This is a genomic window from Glycomyces sp. NPDC021274 (assembly GCF_040641195.1).
Taxonomy (GTDB): domain Bacteria; phylum Actinomycetota; class Actinomycetes; order Mycobacteriales; family Micromonosporaceae; genus Glycomyces.
This window is the reverse complement of record NZ_JBFADC010000015.1, coordinates 1-20098: the sequence shown is the minus strand read 5'-3', so window position 1 is coordinate 20098 and position 20098 is coordinate 1. Positions and strand designations below refer to the sequence as shown.

Below are 20098 nucleotides of genomic sequence, written 5' to 3'. Positions count from 1 at the left end.
TAATGGCGTTGCCAGTCGTTCCGCTAACCGAGGTCTGGGACTTCGTCGCGGGTGATGACGTAGCTGCTGCTGTAGACGTTGCGCAGGTGTGCGACCGAGTTGCTGACGGTCAAATGCTCACCGTGCCAGGTGTTGAAGAGCACCCAGCGGGTGTTGGTGGACTGCATCCGGGCGGGGTCGGGGATGGGTCCGTTCTCGTGCAGTGCGATCGGCATGGTGGTGCCGACGATGCCGCGCATCCGGTTGTACATCGCGTTCAGCGGGTCGTAGTTGCCATTGCCCGCGTAGGTGTCGGCCCCCGAGAAGTCGACGTAGGCGTCACCGGGGTAGAACGCGGCGTCCGGGGCGCCGTTGAAGGGGTGCAGCCAGATCAGGTTGTTCAGGCCCTTGGTGTGGGTGTAGTAGTCGTACATGTAGCGCCACAGGCGGTTGTACTGCTGGCCGCCCTCTTTGCTCCACCAGAACCAGGTGCCGCCGGCCTCGTGGAAGGGCCGCCAGATCGCGGCGACGCCGGCGTCCTCGAGCTGCTGCAGTTCGGCGGCGGCGCCGTCCAGCCGCTCGTGGAACGACCGGTTCTCGGCAGTGCCCGGCGTGAGGACGCGGTTGATGGAGACGGTCTGCAGGCTGCCGTCGTAGCCGTCGGGGTGGGTCGGCGCGCCCATGTGGTAGCCGATCATGGGGATGCCGCCGGCGTTCCACCAGTCGATGGCCCGCTGGGAGAAGTCGGGGGAGTCGCCGCGGTCGAGGCCGCGGATGGCCGGGTGCTCGCCGGTGTTGTTGTAGATGTAGTTCATCTCGTATTCGGGTCCGCCGATCCAGGTGGATTCCTGCTGCCCGGAGATGATGTGGTTGCCGTACTGGCTTTGGATGAAGCACAGCAGGTTCCGGGCCTGCTGCGTGGCGTTGGGGTTGTTCGGCTGCACGGTGCACTGCTGGTTGCCGCCGCCGCTGGACCATCGTTGGTTGGTCTGGCCGTTGCAGTTCCAGAGCTGGGTCGCGGTGCCGTTGGCGGTGGCGGCGCCGACGACGTCGACGCACAGGCCGGACTGCTCCCCGCCGATGCTGCCGTTGCCGTTGAGGTTGAACTGCTGGTTGGCGCCGCCGTTGCAGTTCCAGATCACCAGGCGGGTTCCGGCGGTGGTCTGGTTGTTGTACGCGTCGAGGCAGCGGGTGCCACCCGAGGTGCGCAGTTCACCGGCGGTCGTGAACTCCCATTGCTGGCTCGCCGCGCCCGAGCAGTCCCGGATGACCACGGCAGTGCCGGGAGTGGCACTGCCTCCTGTGGTGTCGAGGCAGCGACCGGATGCGGCGCTGGTCAGTGATGTCGTTGCGGCGGAGGCGGTGCCGGGGGAGAGCGTGAGGCTTGCGGCGATTGCTGCGAGGGAGACGAGGAACGCCAGGGCCAGGCGTCGCCATCGTTGCCGATGAGCTCGAGGCGGGGCGTCGGACAGGACGGTTTGCATGCTGTGCTCCAGTGTCGTGAGAGGCGGCAGGGCGTGAGTTCCGCGAGGGGTGAGGCCCCGTCGGCGGCATCCCTGCTTACTTGAGGCACTAAATTTACTATGTAAATAGATAGATGTCGATAGATTGAGTCTGGAGGATCCTCAACGGACTGATGTTGGTCGCGGCCGGAGTCACTCGTGGAAGGCTGCATCCATGTCGGCCAATACGTCATCGGTAGTGTTCTGGCCGCTGAAGATGGCCTGCACTCCGTCGAAGAGCGCGGGTTGGACGGTGGTGCTCGGCCAGAGCTGGTCGGGCCACGAGGCGACCTTGCCCTCGGTGACGTAACCAGTGACCATTTGGGCGACTGCGCTGTCCTGGGTCAGGTCGCCTGGGAGGGCGGCGGTGTCGCCGTACTTATCGGCGTAGGCGATCTGCGTCTCGGGTTCGGCGAGGTAAGCGAGGAACTCCTTGGCGAGGTCGGTCTTGTCGGTCGCGGCGTTGATGGCGAACGAGGGGCCGATCGTCGCCGACAGGAAGGTGTCGGCCGGGTCGTCGGTGGCGGGGAAGGCTGCATAGGTGAGTTCGAGGCCGTCAGGTCCGCCCGCGGCGATCGTCGCGTTCTCGGCGGCGACGCTGACCGTGGCGAGGGTGTCGCCGCTGCGCACGGCGTCCTGCACTTCCGAATATGGTGTGCCGTTGGGCGACTCGTTGAAGCAGCCGGCGTCGTTCATCTCGACGTACTGCTCCAGCGCGGTCTTCCATGCGGAATCGGCAAAGGTCGCGGTGCCTTCGACTTGGTGCTGCGCGAAGTCGGGGTCCTCGGCGTAGACGAGGGTGGCGGTGAGCGCGTAGGGGATCAGCTGCGTGGTCCAGGTGTCGGAGAGGCCGAGCCCGTAGGCGACCTTGCCGGCCTCGGCCGCGTCGGCGCAGAACTGCAGCACCTCGGTCCAGGTGGTGGGCGCCGTAAGGGCCAGTTCGTCGAGGGCGCCCTGGTTGTAGATGCCGCCGATCGAGGAGAACGTCATCGGGACCGCCACGAGCGCACCGTCGTTGGTAGTGAGCAGGTCGCGGGCGCTCTCGGGGACGGTGGCGGCCCAGTCGGCGTCGGAGACGTCGAGGAGGAAGTCCTTCTCGCCGGCGATCTTGACACTGACGTTGTTGCCGGTGCCGGGGAAGACCTGGATGATGTCCGGTGCGGTGCCGCCGGTGAGCTGGGTGGCGGTGACCTGCTGGTAGTTCTCGGGGGAGTCGCGGACTTCGACCGTGACACCGGGATTGGCCTCTTCGAAAGCGGCGATGACGGACTTCATGGCGTCGCCGCCGTTGGTCGCGACGGTGAGGACGTTCTCGTCGTCGCTCGTACCGCCGGTGGAGCAGCTTGCCAGGGCGGTGGCGGTGAGCGCCGCGGCGACGGTGGCCGCGGCAGTGCGGTGGCGTGTCTTCGTTGACAGCATGGTGCTTGCCTTTCGATGGGTCGGGCGGTATGCGTTCGGGCGGGCGCTCATCCTTTGAGCCCGGAGGCGAAGCCCCGCATGATGAATCGCTGCATCAGGACGTAGGCGATGAGGATCGGGATCACCGAGGTGATCAGGGCGGAGAAGACCATCGGCCAGTCCGCTCCGTAGAGGCTGACGAAGGTGAAGACCGACAACGGCGCGGTCCTACTGTCGCCGCCGGTGAGGTACAGCAGCGGGGTGAAGAAGTCGTTCCAGATCGACAATGCGGTGAGGATGCCGACGGTGCCGGTGACGGGACGCAGCAGCGGAAAGACCACTGACCAGAACATCCGCATCGGCCTGGCTCCGTCGATCGTGGCCGACTCCTCGTACTCCTTCGGCAGGTCCCGGAGGAACACCGAGTAGAGGAAGATCGCGAACGGCATGAATCCGCCGACGTTGATGAGCACCACCGCGAGCGGATTTCCCACCATCCCGAGTTTGGCGAACGCCAGGTACAACGGCAGCATCGCGAGTTGCCCGGGGAAGAGGAAACCGGCGAGGAACAGGTAGAACAGTCCCTTCGTCCAGTGCTGGGTGCGGCGGGTGAGGGTGTAGGCAGCCGTCGAGGCGAGGGCGATGATGAGCGCGACGGAGACGCCGGTGATCCAGGTGCTGTTGATGATGCTCGGGCCCATGGCGGACTCGACCCACGCGTCGCCCAGATTCGAGAAGTCCAGCGGCCAGGTGAAGCCGAGGAAGCCTGGTACGCCCTCGGGGTGGCGAAATGCGACCGCGACGAGGACAAACATCGGCACCATGAACACGAACGCGCCCGCGAGAAGTGCGATCTCGAGGCAGAAGGTGCGCCAGGTGTAGCGGTTCATGCGAGCGCCTTCCGCTGGGTGAGGCGGAACTGGACGAAGCCGATCACGCCGACGAGCAGGGTCAGGATCGCGCCTTGGGCGAGGGCGTCGGGGTATTCGAGGTAGGTGAAGGCCGTCTTGTAGACGACGGTCGCCATGGTCTCGCTGGCGCCGGACGGTCCGCCCTCGCTCATGGAGAAGACCGTGTCGAACTGCTTGAGGTTGCCGATGACGCACAGCAGGAGGTTGACGACGATCGCGCCGTTGATGAGCGGCAGCGTGATCGACCAGGTGCGTCGGGCGGCCCCGGCGCCGTCGATCGCCGCGGCTTCGAGGGCCTCGGCAGGGACTGCCTGCAGTCCGGCCAGGTAGATCACCATGGAGTAGCCCGCGCCCTGCCAGATGATGGCCGCGCAGATTGAGTAGAGGACGATCTCCGGGTCGCCGAGCCAGTTCTGCCGCCATGCGCTCAGCCCGATCGATTCCAGGAACCCGTTGAGCGTGCCGTTCGGGGTGAGCAGGTACTTCCACAGATATCCGGCGACGATGGGGGTCAGCACGACCGGCAGAAAGAACACGAGCCGGAGCAGGTAGCGGCTCTTGACGCGGCTGTTGACGCCGAGCGCGAGCAGCAGGCCGATGAGGTTCTGGCCGATGGTGACCACGAGCGTCAGCACGAAGGTGTTGAGGATCGCTTGGAGGGAGTTCGGGTCGGACAGCACCGTTCGGTAGTTGTCGATCCCGACCGGCGCCCAGGTGCTGCCGAGGCCGTCCCAGTCGGTGAAGGAGAAGAACAACCCCTGGCCATTGGGGATCAGCACGATCGCGAGGTACAGCAGTACGGCGGGCGCGAGGAACCACACCGGCGGCTTGATGCCCGTGGTGCTCGCATGCTTGGCGCCTTTTCTCCTGCTCCCGCTCGGAATCATGGTGGTCGCGGTCGGCGCCGTCCGCGTCGAGGAGGTCATGGCAGGACCCGCCTCGGTGGCGTGAGGTCGGGGGACACGGCAGCTCCTTTGCTGGCTGCACCAGCTCCTGGTGCGACTAAAAACGTTTCAAGTGGCTCGAGTTCCGACGATAGATCTGATCAGGCAGCGCTGTCAATTCTCTGCTTGCAAAAATCAAAAAACGTTTTTAGTATGGAACTCCCGTGTGCGGACCGCCGCCGTGCGCTCGAGAAGATGGGCAACCTGTGAGCCGACAAGACGCCGCCGTGACCGCGACGCACCGTCCCTGGATGCTCCCGCTGGCCGACTCGCCGATGATCGTCCCCGGCGCCGACCACCGGATCGGCCTGACCAGTCGCTATTTGACCCGGAAGGGCGAGCCCTGGTTTCCGGTGTCCGGCGAGCTCCACTTCACCCGGGTGCCGCGGGAGTCGTGGCGGCGCCGGCTCCGCGCCATGCGCAACGGCGGGGTGAACACCGTCGCGACCTACCTCTTCTGGAACCACTACCAGCCCGAGCGCGACGCGCCCCCCTCCTTCGAAGGCGACCGCGACATCAGCGCGTTCGTCGACCTGTGCGCCGAGACCGGCCTCGAGGTCGTGCTGCGGATCGGCCCGTGGTGCCACGGCGAAGTGCGCAACGGCGGCTTCCCCGACTGGGTCCAGGCGGCCGGAGTCCGCCACCGCACCGACGACCCCGCCTACCTCGCGCTCGTCGAGCCCTGGTTCGCCGCGCTGGCCGACCACCTCGCCGCGCACTTCCAACCCGGCGGCCCGGTCATCGGCATCCAGGTCGAGAACGAGCTGTACGACCAGCCCGACCACATCGCGACGTTGAAGCGGATGGCGGTTGCGGCGGGCATGCGGGCTCCACTCTGGATGGCCACGGCCTGGGGCGGGGCGGCACTGCCCGAGGACGAGGTCCTCCCCATGTACGGCGGCTACGCGGACGGGTTCTGGACCGACGCGGACGCCCCCTGGGACGTGACGTTCCGCGAGCACTTCTTCTTCCGCCACGTGTGGGACGACCCGGGCATCGGCGCCGACCTGCGGTCCCTCGCTACCGAGACCGGTCCGGAGTCGCGCTCGCCTTCGACCGTGTTCCCGCCGGTGACCTGCGAACTGGGCGGGGGCATGGCCACGGCCTACCATCGTCGGCCGGTGCTCGACGCCGAGGACATCGCCGCGGTGGCCAACGTCAAGCTGGGCAACGGATCGGCCTGGCAGGGCTACTACATGTTCGCCGGCGGCCGCAATCCCGGCCTCGGCCTGCAGGAATCCCACGCCACGGGCTACCCGAACGACCTGCCGCAGATCGACTACGACTTCCACGCCCCCATCGGCGCGGCAGGGCAGCTCACCCGGACGCACGCCCTGCTGCGCCAGCAGCATGCCTTCCTTGCGGCCGTGGGCGACCGGCTCGTCCAGATGCCCTCCACCCTGCCCGACCGGGTGCCCGCCGACGCCTTCGACACCGAGACGCTGCGGTGGGCGATCCGCTCCGACGGCGAGCGCGGCTTCGTGTTCGTCAACCGCCGCCAGCCGCACGGCGCGCTGGGCCCGAGCGTCCCGGTGGTCTTCTCGATTGCGTTGCCCGGCCGCGAACTCACCTTCCCCGACAAGCCCATCGCGATCCCGGCCGGGACCATCGGGCGGTTCCCCTTCGGCCTCCAGATCGGACGAACCCGCCTCGGCTGGGCGACGGCGAACCTGCTCACGCTCCTGGACCGTCCCGGTGGCGGACGCCTCGCGGTCCTGGCCGCGCTCCCCGGCATCAGCGCGCGGATCGCCCTGGAGGAGATAGTGGTCGAAGCCGATCCCGATCGAGTGTGGACGCATGAGGTCGGTCGGGACGCGATCGTCGTGCTGCCCGCCGACCTCGCCGAGGAGGCCTGGGTGATCGACGGCGTGCTTTACACCAGTGCCGACGAACTGGACGTCGACGACATCGGTGTGCTCACCTGGGTCCGCAATGGCGGTCCCGCCGCCCGATTCGACACAGAGCAATTGCGGTTCCGCACCCTCGTCCCGGAGCCCGGCCCGGCCGCCGCGACCATCGACCTCCATGTCGAGGCGTCTCGTCCGGCGGTCGAACCGCCGTTGAGCTACGGGTCCTCGAACGGCCGGGCCTCTGCTCCTTCGCTCGAGCGCGTGTGCGCGGAAGGCTCTCGCTACGACATCGCCATCTCCGCCCCATTTCAGGACCACGACCTGGAAATTACGATCGACTGGATCGGCGACGTCGCGGTGGCCGAGGCCGACGGTTCCCTGGTGTCCGACCGGTTCTGGGACGGGACGCTGTGGACGCTCCCGATCCCCGCCGGGACCGGGACGGTCACCGTGCACGTCCTGCCGCTGCACCCGCAGGCGCCGATCTGGCTGCACCCCGACGCGCGCGAGCGGCTCAGCAAAGCCGACGGTCAAGGCGTGGTTCGCGCGGCAGCGCGATCCGTCACCGCCCGTCGCCACCTTCCTGGAGCGACGTCATGACCGAGCGACTTCCCTACGCATACGCGCTCAAGGCGGCCGGGCACCTCGACTCCGCCACGGTGCCCACCGCCCGGCCGGTCCTGTCCTGGCGTGTCGCCGGTGAATCCCATCCGCACCCGCAGGGATTCGCGATCCGTCGGGCCGCGACGTTGGATGACCTCCCCTCAGCACCCGTGACCGAAACGAACACTCCCCACGCCCCATGGCCCGGCCCGGATCTGCGACCGGGCGAGATCGCGCACTGGCAAGTCGGGGTGTGCACCGATGCGGGCATCTCCTGGTCGGTCCCCGCGACGGTCGAAGCTCCAGTGTGGGACCTGGCCGACGCGAACGCGATCACCCACCCGGACTGGCTGGCGCCGACGACATGGATACCGCTGCCAGAGCTTCGACGCACTATCTTGATCGCCGCGACCGTTGAACGCGCCCGATTGGCGTTCACCGGCAACGGTGTCGTCGTCCCCCTCATCGACGGCGCATCAGGAGGCAGCGAGCAACTCGAGCCCGGATACGCCCGGCCCGGCGGGCTGAGCCCGGCCACCTCATGGGACGTCACAGACGCCTTGGGCATAGGGACGCATACCCTCACGCTCGCTCTCGGATCCGGCATGGCGTTCCTCCCGGACGAACCCGACCGGTACACCAAGTACCGACGCACCGGCGAGCCCCTGTGGGTGCGTGCGGCACTCCACCTCTACCACCGGGATGGGCGCGTCGAGACCGTGACCACCGGTCCCGACTGGGAAGCGCGACTGAGCTCGACGACAGTCGCGCACTGGTACGGCGGCGAGTCCTACGACGCGTTCGCCGCGGGGGACTGGGAACCCGCTGTCCTCGCACCCGCCCCCGAACATGCGTGGCGTTGGGCGCCACCGGTGCAGGTTACCGAAGTCGTGGCCGCCGAGCCGATCGCCGATGGCATCGACTGCCGCGTCTTCGACCTTGGCGTCAACGCCGCAGGACGGCCCCGCATCACCCTCACCTCCCCCGCCGAAGGGCCTCTGACGATCGCCCCCGCCGAACTCCTGGACGCAGAGAACATCGGCGTCGACCAGTCCACGACCGGGTCGCCCATCTGGGATTTCGCCCGGCTCGGCCCCGAGCAGCTCGAATGGGCGCCCTCGTTCGTCTACCACGGCGCCCGATACCTCGAAGTAGGCGGTGCCCCTGACGACGTCGGGATTGACTTCGAGATCATGCGCACCGCCAACGAACCGGTCCAGACCTTCACGACCTCCCACCGCTTTCTGGACCGCCTCCACGCCGCGGTCGACCGCGCCGTCCAGTCCAATATGTACAGCGTCTTCACCGACTGTCCGCACCGCGAGAAGCTCGGCTGGCTCGAGCAGCTCCATTACTGCTTCGACGCGCTCGCGCGCGGCTACGACGTCAAGGCCCACCTGCAGGACGCGGTGCGCCACATGATCGCCTCGCAGACCGCCACCGGCCTGATTCCCAGCATCGCCCCCGAGCACGTCGTCTTCGACTTCGACGTCCACAAAGGCGACGCGACCGCGTTCCGCGACGATCCGAACTGGGGCCGGGCGATCCTCGAAGTCCCGTGGCGGCTGTTCCGCCACTACGGCGACGCCACCGCGATCGAGGCCGCCTGGCCTGCCGCGGGGCGCTACCTCGACCACCTCGGCGGCCGCTCCCGCGGGCGTCTGCTCGACCATGGCCTGGGGGACTGGGTAGCCCTCGACGACTCGACGCCCGTTGGCATGACCGCCACCTGGGGGTACGCCCGGGCGGCCGAGACCGCGGCGAAGACCGCGGCGGTCCTCGGCGACGAGTCCGCGTGCGAGCAGTACGACCGGCTCGCCCGCGACATCTGGACCGCCTGGCGGGACCGGTACCGCGACGACGCCGGCGTGTGGGGCTCGGGTTCGCAGGCGAGTTGGGCGCTGGCGCTGAACTCCCCGGTCCTCGCCCCCGGCGAGCGCACCGATGCCTATGTGCGCCTGCGGAAGTCGATCGAAGCCGCCGGGGCGTTCACGGTCGGCGAGATCGCCCTGCCCGCCTTGATCGACGCGCTCACCGACCACGGGGACGGCGACCTGCTACTGGCGATCATGCAACGAGAGGACGTCCCCGGCTACGGGCTGCAGCTCGCCACCGGCGCGACCGCCCTGACCGAATCGTGGCAAGGCGCCGACGGCAATGCCGGTGTGCTCTCCCAGAACCACTTCATGCTCGGAGCGATCGACGCCTGGATCCTCGGGCACGTCGCCGGCCTGCGCCAGCACGCCGGCGACATCGGCTGGCAGCACGTCGTCATCGACCCCCTCAACCTCCGCGAGGTCGACTCCGCCAACCTCGCGTTCGAATCTCCCTACGGCCGGTACGAGGTCGCCTGGAGTCGCGACCAGAGCGGCGTCCGGCATCTGCACTACGCCGCGCCGCCCGGCGCCGTCGTCGAGGTACGGGAGTACCCCGGGGGGCCGATCAAGGTCGGGCGGGCGCGCACCGACCACGACAGGACCGGGCGTGGCGCAGAATAGGCTCGGATCGAACTTCCACCAGGTATCGCGGGACGCCCGCGTGCACCACACCGACAGGAGCGCCATGGCCGACCAGGAGTACTCGCGGCCCCGCCCGCGACGCCGCCGCGAAGGGATCACGATCCAGGACGTTGCCAATGTCGCGGGTGTGTCCATCGGCACGGTCTCCCGAGTACTCAACGACCGCAACTGGGTCAGCCCTGCCACCCGCGAGAAGGTCATGGAGGCGGTCCGCAAGACCGGGTTCACCGCCAACGCCCGTGCCAGGGCACTGGTCATGCAGCGCACTAACAGCGTCGCCCTCGTCCTCGGCGCGGCGCCGACGGCCCTGTTCGAGGACCCGAATTACGCCCTGATACTCCAGGAGGCGAGCCGCGCACTCGCCGCGGCCAACCGCTCCCTGGCCTTCCTCACCGCGGCCGACGACGCTGAGCGCGACCGCGTCGCGTCGTTCATCCGCGCCGGCCACGTCGACGGCGTCCTGTTCGTCAGCCCCGCCGAGAGCGGCCATGACTCCCTGCTCGACCTGCTCGAGTCCCGGGCACTGCCGGTCGTCGTCTGCGGCAACCCCTTCGCCGAGCCCCGTCGGATCGCGCTCATACACACCGACGATGCTCCCGGGTGCGAGGCGCTTGGTCGCCACTTCCGCGACCAGGGCTATCAGCGCACCGCCGTGATCGTCGCCTACCCCGGCACCCTCGGTCCGCGCCAGCGCGTCGAGGCCTTCACGCGCGGTCTCGGTCGCGACCTCGTCCACTGCGAACCGACCGCTCGGTATTCGCAGGAAGAAGGGTATGCCGCCATGGCCTCACTCCTCGACGCCGAGCACGAGATCGACAGCGTGTTCGCTACCTCCGACCTCCTCGCCGCCGGCGCCATCGAAGCCGTCCGTGCCCGCGGCCTCGAGGTGCCCGACGACATCGCCATCGCGGGCTTCGACGACTCCGCGATCGCCACCCGCACCACCCCGGCCCTGACCACGGTCCACCAGCCCGTGGCGGCGGTAGCCCAGGCCATGGTCCGCGAAGTGCTGCAGGCCATCGACGGCACCGAGGCCACGACGCGAATGCTCCCGACCGAATTGATCGTCCGCGAATCCGCTTGAGCAGTACGAGACCACCATGGATGCCACGCCCCCGACCCTCGTCGTCGCTGAGTTCACCGGCACGGTCAACCCCCACGCCAGCCCCGACCTGTTCGGCCTCGCGAACGAACCGAGCAAAGACCATGCCGCACTGGTCTATCCGCTTCTGCAAGCGGCGGGATTCCGGTTTCAGCGAGGCACACTGCACGTCAACCGGCTCTTCGACGAGCCCTTCCCCACAGCGTCCCTGGAGGACTGGCACGCGAACACCGGCGGCATCCGCGAGAGCGAGAACTGGGACTGGCGCCCGCTCCACTGGCTCGAGCACGCCAATCGCCACGGCATCCGCACCCAGCTGAACCTGCTCCAGACCCCGACCTGGCTCGCTCACAACGGTGCCCCTAACGGCCTCCCACTGGACTGGGGCGCCTGGCGGGAGATCATTCGCACCGTTATCGGACGCGTAGGCGATCGGACCGATACCGTCGACGTGCTCAACGAGCCGATGACCCCCATCATGATCGACCTCGAAGGCACCGACTACTCAACCCACGAAGCGGCGGCCGCGGATTTGTTCGTCCACACCGCCCACGCCGTTCGGGAGGCCAAACCCAACCTGATCGTCGGTGGACCCGGCGAGGACCGTCGCGGCGGCGAGTTCGGTTCGCTCGGCACGATCCTGCGCGACCCGCGCGTGAGCCCCGCCGACCTCCGGTTCGTCTCCTACCACGCCTACGACCCCCACCCGGGACGCCGCCTCGAACTCGACGCGCTCGACGAACTGTTCGAAGCCACTGGGCGGCAGCGGCTTCCGGTCTACCTCAACGAGTGGAACCACAACTACTTCGGGGACACCACCGCCCCGGAGGTCAAGGGCGAGCGCGCCGTCGCCTTCGCCGCGCGGACGCTCATCGACCTCGCCAACGAGCCGCGGCTGGCCGGCGCCGCCTTCATGTCCGCCCTCCCCGGCAACGTCCCGATAGACCCCGACCAGAACGCCCCCGGACTCGTACTTGCCCAGGCAATCTACGACTGGCACGGCGACCGGGCCGTCCTCTGGCCGCAGGCCCACGCGTTCGCCCTGCTCAGCATCGGCATGGGGCTGGGGGAGGGGCCGTTCCGCACCTGCCCGGTCACCGCCCACGCCGGCACTCCCGCCCTCGCCTTCGTCAACCATGAGGGCAGGTCCGGCGTCGTGATCGTCAACGACGACGCTGAGCCGCTCGTTTGCCGCCTCGAGCTTCCCACCATCACGGCTACCGTGGGCCACCTCTGCACCACTCTGCCAAGTGCTTCCGCACGCGGATTCCAGAGCGACCGAATCGAACTGGCATCGACCCATGGTGGCGCCCGAGCCGTGCTCACCATCGCTCCCTATTCCGCTGCAGGACTGCTCTGTTAGTTGACGGGCGCTCTCGCCGCCTGGTTCAGACGGCGTCGAGGCCGCTCGAAACGAGGCATCGAAGGACTTGACTATAACTATTTGTATCGATAATATCTAATTTGCTGAAAACGTTTTTAGATCAGCTGGTTGACTCGAACTCGGGACTGCGGCCGCACTCCTAGATTCGGCTCGCCGCCCGACGGCGCTTTGCCGTCACTTCCCTCACGTCCTCCATGAAGGAGTCTTCATGTCCATGAATCGAAGAGCGCTGCTGAGCCTGAGCGCGGCCGGAGTGGTCGGGGTCGGTGCGTCCCTCCTCGGCGCGGGGCCGGCGCTCGCCGCCACCGCGCCGTCGACGCCGTTCGCGGTCGGCGTGCGCCAGTACAGCTGGACGCGCGGCACCCGCAGGATCACCGCCCACGTGTACTACCCCGCCGCCGGCACCCCCGGAGGCAACCCGATCGCCAACGCACCGGTCGCCAGCGGGGTCTTCCCCGTCTGCGAGTACACGCACGGCAGCGGCGGGAGCCCGCAGGCCGGCATGGGGCACATCCGCCCGCTGGCCGCCGCCGGGTTCATCGTCCCGGCCCCCGTGTTCACCAGCGCGAGCATCAGCGACGCCTACAACGGCAACCTCTCCAAGGACGTCTCGGAGATCCTCACCCGCACTATCGCCCTGAACAGCGGCAGCGACCCGCTTGCAGGCCACATCAACACGACCGCGATCGGCGTCTCCGGCTACTCCATGGGCGGCATGACCACGCACGGGCTTCTCACCGCCTGGCCCGACTCCCGCATCAAAGCTGCGGTCCCCGTCGCCTGCGTGGACATGGGTAACCCCGGCGGCTCGGTCAATGCCAACGTCCTGTTCATCCACGGCGACCGGGACGCTGTCTGCCCGCTCTCCTCCGCGCGACAGGCCTACTCGGAGCTGCCTTCGCCCAAGGCATTCCTCACCTTCGTGGGTGCGGACCACGGCGGCACCGCCTGGGGCACCACCAGCGCAGTGGCCATGAGGACCTGGGTCGACTGGCTGCGCTGGAGCCTCTACGGCGACACCGCGGCCCGGGACCGCCTCCCGGCCGACGCGTCCGGTTCGGGCGCCCGGTGGGAAGCCTCGCTCGGAGGCACCACTCCCACCGAGCCGGGCACGTACCGGCTCATCGCGCAACACAGCGGGAAGTACGCCGACATCGACGCGCTTTCCACCGCAGCCGGTGCGAGGCTGATCCAGTGGGCGGGCACGGGTCGAACGAACCAGCAGTTCCAGTTCGTCGACGCCGGCGAGGGCCACTTCAAGATCAAGGCCCGCCACTCCGGTCTCGTCCTGCAGATCGCCAGCAACAGCAATGGCGCGGACATCACCCAGCAGGCCGACACCAACGTCCACAGCCAGCACTGGCGCCTGACCGACCACGGCGGGGGCGTCGTCAGCATCATCAACCGCCAATCCGGCCTCGCCATGGACGTCTACGAGCGCTCCACTGCCGACGGCGCGCGGATCTCCCAGTACACCTACAACGGTGGCACCAACCAGCGCTTCACCCGCCAAGCAGTCTGAGTCGTAGCCAGAAGGTTGGAACGATTCACTGCCACTGGATGCGGCGGCGTCGAGCGCTTCCCCACTCCTAGCGCCGACGCTGCCGCATGGAACCGATCGCGAGTGAGCGAGGTTTCCGGGCTTGGCGTCTGTCTTCGTCTGTGACCGTACTGTCGTTAGGCTTGAGTGTATGGACGATGCGGTGGTGGTTCCCGGTGGCGCGTTCGGGCCCGGAGCCGGGATGCTGATGTACGCTCCGCTGGTTGCCGAGCGGCGAGGCGCGACCATTCACCGGCATCATTGGAGTGCGCTGCCGGAGGACGTGCTCGATCCGACGATCGAGGCTTGGGTGCGCGGAGAGATTGCCCCGCTCCTTGATGTCGTTACCGGCCGTCCTCTCCTGATCGGCAAGTCGCTGGGCACGAATGCTGCAGGCGTGGCTGCCGAGCGCGGCCTGCCGGCGATTTGGTTGACGCCGCTGCTGACGCTGCCGTGGGTCGTGGATGCCATCTCGCGCGCTACGGCGCCGGTCCTGCTGATCGGCGGCACCGCTGACCAGTGGTGGGACGGCGCGGTGGCCCGGCGGCTGTCGGCGCACGTGCTGGAAGTCGTGGGCGCCGACCACGGCATGCTGGTCTCCGGACCGGCGATCGACTCGATCTCGGTGCTCGGACAGGTCATCACTGCGATCGACGATTTCCTAGACATCGCCGGTTAACGGTTGTGGTGCAAGAGGTCTGGAGTAGTAACCTCGGTCTCAGTCGATCTCGGCGGACCAAGGCTGCCCCGACTTCAGCGAGTACTTCCGGGTGTCCGGGAGACCGGGTCCGGAAAGCCACACCTCGGTGTCGGCGCGCGAGGTCATCTTGAGCGAGGTGATCTCGCCGTCTGCCCAGGTCAACTCGTTCACCGTGACCGCTCCGCGAGCCCGCAGGCCGCGGACCACTCCTTGCGGCCAGGCACTCGGCAGGGCGGGGAGCAGCTCAATGACCGGTGCGCCCTCCTTGACGCGGTGCGACTGCACGAGCATCTCCGCGATCGCCGCCGTCGCTCCGAAATTCCCGTCGATCTGGAACGGTGGGTGCGAGCACAGCAGCGAGGTATAGACCCCGCCGTCGGCGTGGTCGGCGCTGTCGTCGCGGAAACCCACGGGCGTCAGGAACTCGCCGAGCAGGCGGTGAGCCCGGTCGCCGTCGCCAAGCCGGGCCCACAGCGCGGTCTTCCACGCGAGCGACCAGCCCGTTGCGGCGTCACCGCGCGCCTCGAGACTCTTGCGGGCCGCGTCGAGCAGCTCGGGGGAGTCCGCGAAGGAGTTGCCGGGATGGAGTCCGTAGAGGTGTGCCGTGTGGTGGTGGTGCGGTTCGGCCTCCTCATGTTCGGCGGCCCATTCGAGCAGCCGACCGTCGGAGCCGACTTTCGGTGCGGCCAGGCGCGGCATGGACTCTCTGATGCCCTTGACGAGTTGCAGGTCCTCGCTGTGGAGGGTTTCAGCCACGACGTCGGCGGCTTCCAGGACGAACGCGAAGAGCTCGCGCACGAGGGTCGCGTCCATCGCGGTTGACTCGTCGACCGCCGAGATCCCTTCGGGGGTCAGGAACACGTTCTCGGGGCTGGTGGCGGGGCTGGTCACGAGCGTGCCGTCCTTTCCTTCGGAGAGGCGGTCGAACACAAACCGGGCCGCGCCCAAGGTGATGGGAAGCTTCTCGGCGAGGAACTCCACGTCACGGCTGAAGCGCCAGTGTTCGGCGAGATGCATGGCGAGCCAAGGGCCCGCCATCGGCCAGGCCGCCCAGCGGGCCTTGTCGCCTACCGGGGTGGTCAGCCGCCAGTAGTCGGTGTTGTGGTGACAGCACCAGCCGCCGGCGTCGTAGAGGCGCCGTGCGGTCTCGACGCCGGTGCGAGAGAGATCCTCTATGAGGTCGAACAGCGGCTCGTGGAACTCGGTCATTGCGCAAGTCTCGGCGGCCCAGTAGTTCATTTGCACGTTGATGTTCGTGGTGTAATCGCAGTCCCAGGGCGGATTGACCTGGTCGTTCCAGATGCCCTGGAGGTTCGCGGGCTGTGTACCCGGTTGCGAGGAGGCGGCCAGGAGGTAGCGGCCGAACTGGAACGCCAGCACCGCGAGGTCCTCGTCGGCTTCACCGGCGGCGCGGCGGCGCAAGCGCTCCGGGATGCTCGCGGAGTCCACTGCAGCGGCTCGTGGACCGAGGTCGAGGTGAACCCGGTCCATGACGGCGCGGTGTCCGGCGACGTGCTCGTCGAGGAGTGCCTGCCAGCCCACGTCGGCCGCGACACGAGACTCCCGGCGGGACTGTTCCAGCGCCGGCCTCTCCTCTGCGTCGGAATGGAGCGCCACGTAGAGCTCCACATTGCGACAGCTGGTGAGGTGGCGGCCGCCTTCGGCAGGCGCAGCCTCGCCGTCATATCGCAGTTGCGCATTGAGGCCGAGCCTGCGTACACCGTCCTGAGAGGAGTAATTGAGGAGGCCGCCCGCAACGCTGAGTGGGGCACATCCGGTGAAGCTCAGCTCCTCCCTGCCCACTACCAACGCATGCGGCCCTTCATGCGGCCACTCGAAGGTCAGATCGAGGTCGAACGGCTCGGGGGAACTCCAACGCACCGCAATGACGTTGTGAGCGAAAGTGGCGAACGCCTCCTGGCGGATACCGCCCCGTACTACGGCGGCGACACCGTCGCGCAGGTCAAGCTCGCGCCGCTCGCTCCCGCCGTCACGGGAGTGGATCGCGATGAGAGCCCCGGCGGGCTGGTAGGCCTCGATGGCGTGGCCCTGCATACGAGTCAAGATCTGGTCGGCCCCGGTGTACTCGCCGCGGCGCACTGCGGCGGCGGCCTTGGCCGCGACGCCCTCGGCCGCCTCGGGGACGCTCCAAGATCCGTCTCCCGACCAGAATCCGTCTTCGTTGACGTCGATCCTGCATCCCCACAGCGTGGCCCCGATGCGGCCGTTGCCGATCGGAATGCCCTCATGCCAGGCGTCAGGGACGCTGTCATAGATGAGCTTCAATGCTGATGACATGCCGACATCCTATAGGATCATGCTCCCATTCATCCGTGGCTTGGCGGGCGTTCAGGTGCAGTGACCACGTACTCGGAATCCTCGCCGTCGTCCAGACGCCGCTCACTCTTGGTTCGATCCGCGTCTGCGGCGCAACGGGTTTGAACGACTCGACGGTGCGGGTTTTGATCGCGATGTTGTGCATCGACCACAGCGATGCACGGCCTCTGCTGGTCCTCCGGTCCGGATCTGCAACGGAGGACCGGCGTCGGCCGCGTCGGGGTCAGGCGCGGGTCCAGCGCTGGCCGGGTTGGCCGTTGCAGTCCGCGATGACCACGCGGGTGCCGTTGGCGGTGGCTCCGCCGGCAGTGGCTAGGCATCTGTTCGAGCCGATGGCGGTGATGCTGCCGTCAGAGTTGAGTCGCCATTGCTGGTTGCTCTGGCCGTTGCAGTCCCAGATGATGACGGGACTGCCGTTCGCGGTGGCGCCTCCAGAGACGTCGAGGCACTTGTTTCCGTAAACGCGCAGCTCCTGGGCTGGGGTGCCGGTCCAGTTCTGGTTCGCCCCGCCGTTGCAGTCCCAGATGACGACCGCCGTGCCGCTGGCCTGGTTCGCGCCTTCCACGTCGAGGCACCGGCCCGAGGCTGCGCCGCGGATGGTGCCGTTCGGGGGCTCGACGATGCCGCCGCCCTTCACGATGTACATCGCGGCGCCGTGAGCCGGAACGGAAGCGCTGATGGTGCCCGTCGAGGTGCCGTTCGTGTGGGCCCAGAGGTCCCGCACCTGGTACGAGGCGGCGCTGCCGAGCCCGAGCGCGCCGGCCGTGGTGGACACGGTCGCGGTGCTGCCTCCGCGGTTGAGCAGGACCGTGGCAACCGAACCGTCGGACATGGGTTTGCGCCAGACTTCGAGGTTGCCGTTGTCGCTGATCTTGTGCCCCTGCCGTCCGCCCCAGTCCTGGTTGACGCCGATGACTTCGGCGTTCGTCAGGATGGTGCGGGTGGCCGCCGACATCGACCGGAGGTCGTTGCCCGCCAGCAGGGGTGCGTTGAGGAGCGACCAGAGGCTGAAGTGGGCGCGGGCCTCGGTGTCGGACAGCCCGGGGTTGCCGACTTCCAGCATGTCCGGGTCGTTCCAGCCGCCGGGCCCGGCGTAAGCGTCCTTGCCGACCTGCTGGTCGAGGATGCTCATCACCGAACTCCAGCTGTCGGTGATGTCGCCGGTGGTGCGCCAGGAGTTGCCGACGTCCTCGCCCCAGGCCCAGACGTCCTCCTGGCCCCAGTTGCACAGGCTGTACAGGATCGGTCGCCCGGTGGCCGCGAGCGCGTCCCGCATCGCGGTGTACCGGGCCTGCGCGGACTGGCCTTGATGGTCGCCGCAGTTGTCGTACTTCAGGTAGTCGATGCCCCAAGAGGCCCAGAGGGCGGCGTCACGCCTCTCGTAGCCGAGACTGGCGGGATATCCGGCGCACGTGGTCGTCCCGGCGGACGAGTAGATGCCGAGTTTGAGGCCCTTGCCGTGCACGTAGTCGGCGAGCGCCTTCATGCCGCTGGGGAACTTGTTGCGGTCGGCGACGAGGTTGCCACCCGCGTCGCGCTGCCGTTCCGACCAGCAGTCGTCGATGTTGACGTACTCGTACCCCGCGGCGGCCATGCCGCTGGAGACGAGGAGGTCCGCGGTCTGGCGGACCAGGGTCTCGTTGATGTCGCAGCCGAAGGTGTTCCAGTTGTTCCAGCCCATCTGCGGCGTGAGGGCCAGGCCGTTGTCGAGCGCCTGTGCCGGGGTGGCGGTGACGACAAGGAACGGAACGGTGATTGCCGTGATCAGCCCTGACAGCAGCAGGGCGAGGGTTCTGCGCATGCACGCACTCCAGAGTCGACTCGATGGAGCACGCGGACGCCAGCTTCGGGTCGCCGTCCGCGAAACGCTCCCTAATTATATCGATAATGTTCTATCTATTCGGTGTCGTCAAGTGGCCTGAGGAGGCGTCGCACCGCGGAGAGGCAGGCCGGTGGAACGCTTTACCGCCATAGATTAATCTGATAAATTTACCGCACAAAGTTATATCTGTCGATGAATCGATGAGGCCGTGCCTCGACGGTTCGACCCCTCCGGGTCCGTCCCGCCACCGAACTCTCGGACCAGCTCCCGCTGGTTCCCTCTCCCGGAAAGGTTCGGCCATGTCCGAGCTCCACACCGCCACGGGCGGCAGATCGCGAATGATCCGTTCGCGATACCTGATGGCCGCCACCGCGTTGGCCGCCATGCTGGCGTCGCTGTTCGTGTTCCTGTCGCCGGCCTCCGCGCAGCAGAGCGGCTTCCATGTGGAAGGACGCAACCTTGTGGACGGCAACGGGAACACCTTCGTGATGCGGGGCAGCACCCACCCGTTCACGTGGTTCCAGACCCAGAACAACGCCATCCGCGACATGGCCGCCCTCGGCGCCAACACCGTCCGCGTGGTGCTCAGCAGCGGCCACCGCGGCGGCAGCGTCACCACCGCGCAGCAGATCACCGGCATCATCAATCAGTGCAAGCAGAACAAGGTCGTGTGCGTGCTCGAAGTGCACGACACGACCGGTTACGGTGAGGAGGCCGGGGCCGCGACCCTCGCCCAGGCGGTCACGTACTGGAACAGTGTCAAGAGCGCTCTCATCGGCCAGGAACGCTACGTGCTGATCAACATCGGCAACGAGCCGGTCGGCAACAACAACCCCGGCCAGTGGACCCAGGCCACCAGTAGCGCCATCCAGGGCATGCGCAACAACGGCTTCACCCACACGCTGGTCGTGGATGCCCCGAACTGGGGCCAGGACTGGACGAACACCATGCGCAGCAACGCACCGCAGGTCTTCGCCGCCGATTCGCAGCGCAACACCGTGTTCTCGATCCACATGTACGAGGTCTATGCCTCGAGCACCACGGTGATCAATTACTTCAACGCCTTCCAGCAGATGAACCTGCCGCTCATCGTCGGCGAATACGGCAACATCCACAACGGCCAGGCGGTCGCCTGGCAGACCATCCAATCCGAGGCGCAGGCTCGCGGCATCGGCTGGATCGCCTGGTCCTGGAGCGGCGACGGCGTCGGCCTGAGCCAGGTCGACAACTTCAACCCGGCCCAGATGACCACCTGGGGGCAGCAGGTCTTCAACGCCCAGTACGGCATCCGCAACACCTCCCGGCCCGCCTCCATCTACGGCGCGACGCCGACCGGCGGCCAGATCGTCGGCGCGGCCTCGAACCGCTGCCTCGACGCGCCGAACACCACCAACGGGACCCAGCTCCAGCTCTGGGACTGCTCCGCCCAGCGAACCGGCCAGGCCTGGACCCGTACCGCCGCCAATGAGCTGCGCGTCAACGGCAAATGCCTGGACGCCGAAGGCGC

The 20098-nt window shown here is 67.8% G+C and carries 13 protein-coding genes; 7 read left to right on the top strand and 6 right to left on the bottom strand.

The genetic code is table 11. The features are described from left to right. Positions 1-23: 23 nt before the first annotated feature. The 4 genes from AB0I03_RS23965 to AB0I03_RS23950 form a co-directional block, all read right to left on the bottom strand. Positions 24-1463 (bottom strand): glycosyl hydrolase, encoded by a 1440-nt coding sequence (locus AB0I03_RS23965; RefSeq protein WP_360416468.1) that lies wholly within the window; start codon positions 1461-1463, stop codon positions 24-26. A 171-nt stretch (positions 1464-1634) separates the two neighbouring features. Then, positions 1635-2900, bottom strand: coding sequence for an ABC transporter substrate-binding protein (locus tag AB0I03_RS23960; RefSeq protein WP_360416466.1), 1266 nt, complete (start codon positions 2898-2900; stop codon positions 1635-1637). A gap of 47 nt (positions 2901-2947) precedes the next feature. Next, on the bottom strand, positions 2948-3769 hold the full coding sequence (locus AB0I03_RS23955; protein ID WP_360416464.1) for a carbohydrate ABC transporter permease: 822 nt from the start codon (positions 3767-3769) through the stop codon (positions 2948-2950). Beyond that, positions 3766-4716 (bottom strand): sugar ABC transporter permease, encoded by a 951-nt coding sequence (locus tag AB0I03_RS23950; RefSeq protein WP_360416462.1) that lies wholly within the window; start codon positions 4714-4716, stop codon positions 3766-3768. The genes AB0I03_RS23955 and AB0I03_RS23950 overlap by 4 nt, the downstream gene beginning before the upstream one ends. A gap of 224 nt (positions 4717-4940) precedes the next feature. Between AB0I03_RS23950 and AB0I03_RS23945 the strand changes: the two genes are divergently transcribed. The 6 genes from AB0I03_RS23945 (at position 4941) to AB0I03_RS23920 (ending at position 14411) form a co-directional block, all read left to right on the top strand. Continuing rightward, positions 4941-7184, top strand: coding sequence for a beta-galactosidase (locus tag AB0I03_RS23945; protein ID WP_360416460.1), 2244 nt, complete (start codon positions 4941-4943; stop codon positions 7182-7184). Then, positions 7181-9685, top strand: a complete 2505-nt coding sequence (locus AB0I03_RS23940; RefSeq protein WP_360416458.1) for a family 78 glycoside hydrolase catalytic domain — start codon at positions 7181-7183, stop codon at positions 9683-9685. Before AB0I03_RS23945 ends, AB0I03_RS23940 begins: the two co-directional genes overlap by 4 nt. Further along, complete coding sequence (locus tag AB0I03_RS23935; RefSeq protein ID WP_360416456.1) at positions 9672-10790, top strand: LacI family DNA-binding transcriptional regulator; 1119 nt, start codon at positions 9672-9674, stop codon at positions 10788-10790. The genes AB0I03_RS23940 and AB0I03_RS23935 overlap by 14 nt, the downstream gene beginning before the upstream one ends. Positions 10791-10806: 16 nt before the next feature. Further along, on the top strand, positions 10807-12171 hold the full coding sequence (locus AB0I03_RS23930; RefSeq protein WP_360416454.1) for a hypothetical protein: 1365 nt from the start codon (positions 10807-10809) through the stop codon (positions 12169-12171). 229 nt (positions 12172-12400) lie between these two features. After that, complete coding sequence (locus tag AB0I03_RS23925; RefSeq protein ID WP_360416452.1) at positions 12401-13714, top strand: RICIN domain-containing protein; 1314 nt, start codon at positions 12401-12403, stop codon at positions 13712-13714. Between the two features lie 169 nt (positions 13715-13883). After that, the gene (locus tag AB0I03_RS23920) at positions 13884-14411 is read left to right on the top strand and encodes an alpha/beta hydrolase (RefSeq protein ID WP_360416450.1); all 528 of its coding nucleotides are present in this window, start codon (positions 13884-13886) and stop codon (positions 14409-14411) included. 39 nt (positions 14412-14450) lie between these two features. Here AB0I03_RS23920 and AB0I03_RS23915 read toward each other — a convergent pair whose 3' ends face one another. Further along, positions 14451-16730: a glycoside hydrolase N-terminal domain-containing protein gene (locus tag AB0I03_RS23915; protein WP_360416448.1), complete on the bottom strand. Its 2280-nt coding sequence runs from the start codon at positions 16728-16730 to the stop codon at positions 14451-14453. A 262-nt stretch (positions 16731-16992) separates the two neighbouring features. Then, entirely contained in the window at positions 16993-18570 is a 1578-nt protein-coding gene (locus tag AB0I03_RS23910) for a ricin-type beta-trefoil lectin domain protein (RefSeq protein ID WP_360416446.1), read from the bottom strand. A 320-nt stretch (positions 18571-18890) separates the two neighbouring features. Between AB0I03_RS23910 and AB0I03_RS23905 the strand changes: the two genes are divergently transcribed. Further along, positions 18891-20098 (top strand): cellulase family glycosylhydrolase (locus AB0I03_RS23905; protein ID WP_360416444.1); only part of this gene is annotated, 1208 nt, incomplete at its 3' end.

What these genes read in the sequence shown, in the direction of transcription:
- AB0I03_RS23930 (WP_360416454.1), top strand. Translation starts at nt 10,807, where the DNA reads ATGGATGCCACGCCCCCGACCCTCGTCGTCGCTGAGTTCACCGGCACG.
- AB0I03_RS23925 (WP_360416452.1), top strand. Translation starts at nt 12,401, where the DNA reads ATGTCCATGAATCGAAGAGCGCTGCTGAGCCTGAGCGCGGCCGGAGTG.
- AB0I03_RS23965 (WP_360416468.1), bottom strand. Translation starts at nt 1,463, where the DNA reads ATGCAAACCGTCCTGTCCGACGCCCCGCCTCGAGCTCATCGGCAACGA.
- AB0I03_RS23955 (WP_360416464.1), bottom strand. Translation starts at nt 3,769, where the DNA reads ATGAACCGCTACACCTGGCGCACCTTCTGCCTCGAGATCGCACTTCTC.
- AB0I03_RS23940 (WP_360416458.1), top strand. Translation starts at nt 7,181, where the DNA reads ATGACCGAGCGACTTCCCTACGCATACGCGCTCAAGGCGGCCGGGCAC.
- AB0I03_RS23915 (WP_360416448.1), bottom strand. Translation starts at nt 16,730, where the DNA reads ATGTCATCAGCATTGAAGCTCATCTATGACAGCGTCCCTGACGCCTGG.
- AB0I03_RS23950 (WP_360416462.1), bottom strand. Translation starts at nt 4,716, where the DNA reads ATGACCTCCTCGACGCGGACGGCGCCGACCGCGACCACCATGATTCCG.
- AB0I03_RS23910 (WP_360416446.1), bottom strand. Translation starts at nt 18,570, where the DNA reads ATGCGCAGAACCCTCGCCCTGCTGCTGTCAGGGCTGATCACGGCAATC.
- AB0I03_RS23960 (WP_360416466.1), bottom strand. Translation starts at nt 2,900, where the DNA reads ATGCTGTCAACGAAGACACGCCACCGCACTGCCGCGGCCACCGTCGCC.
- AB0I03_RS23920 (WP_360416450.1), top strand. Translation starts at nt 13,884, where the DNA reads ATGGACGATGCGGTGGTGGTTCCCGGTGGCGCGTTCGGGCCCGGAGCC.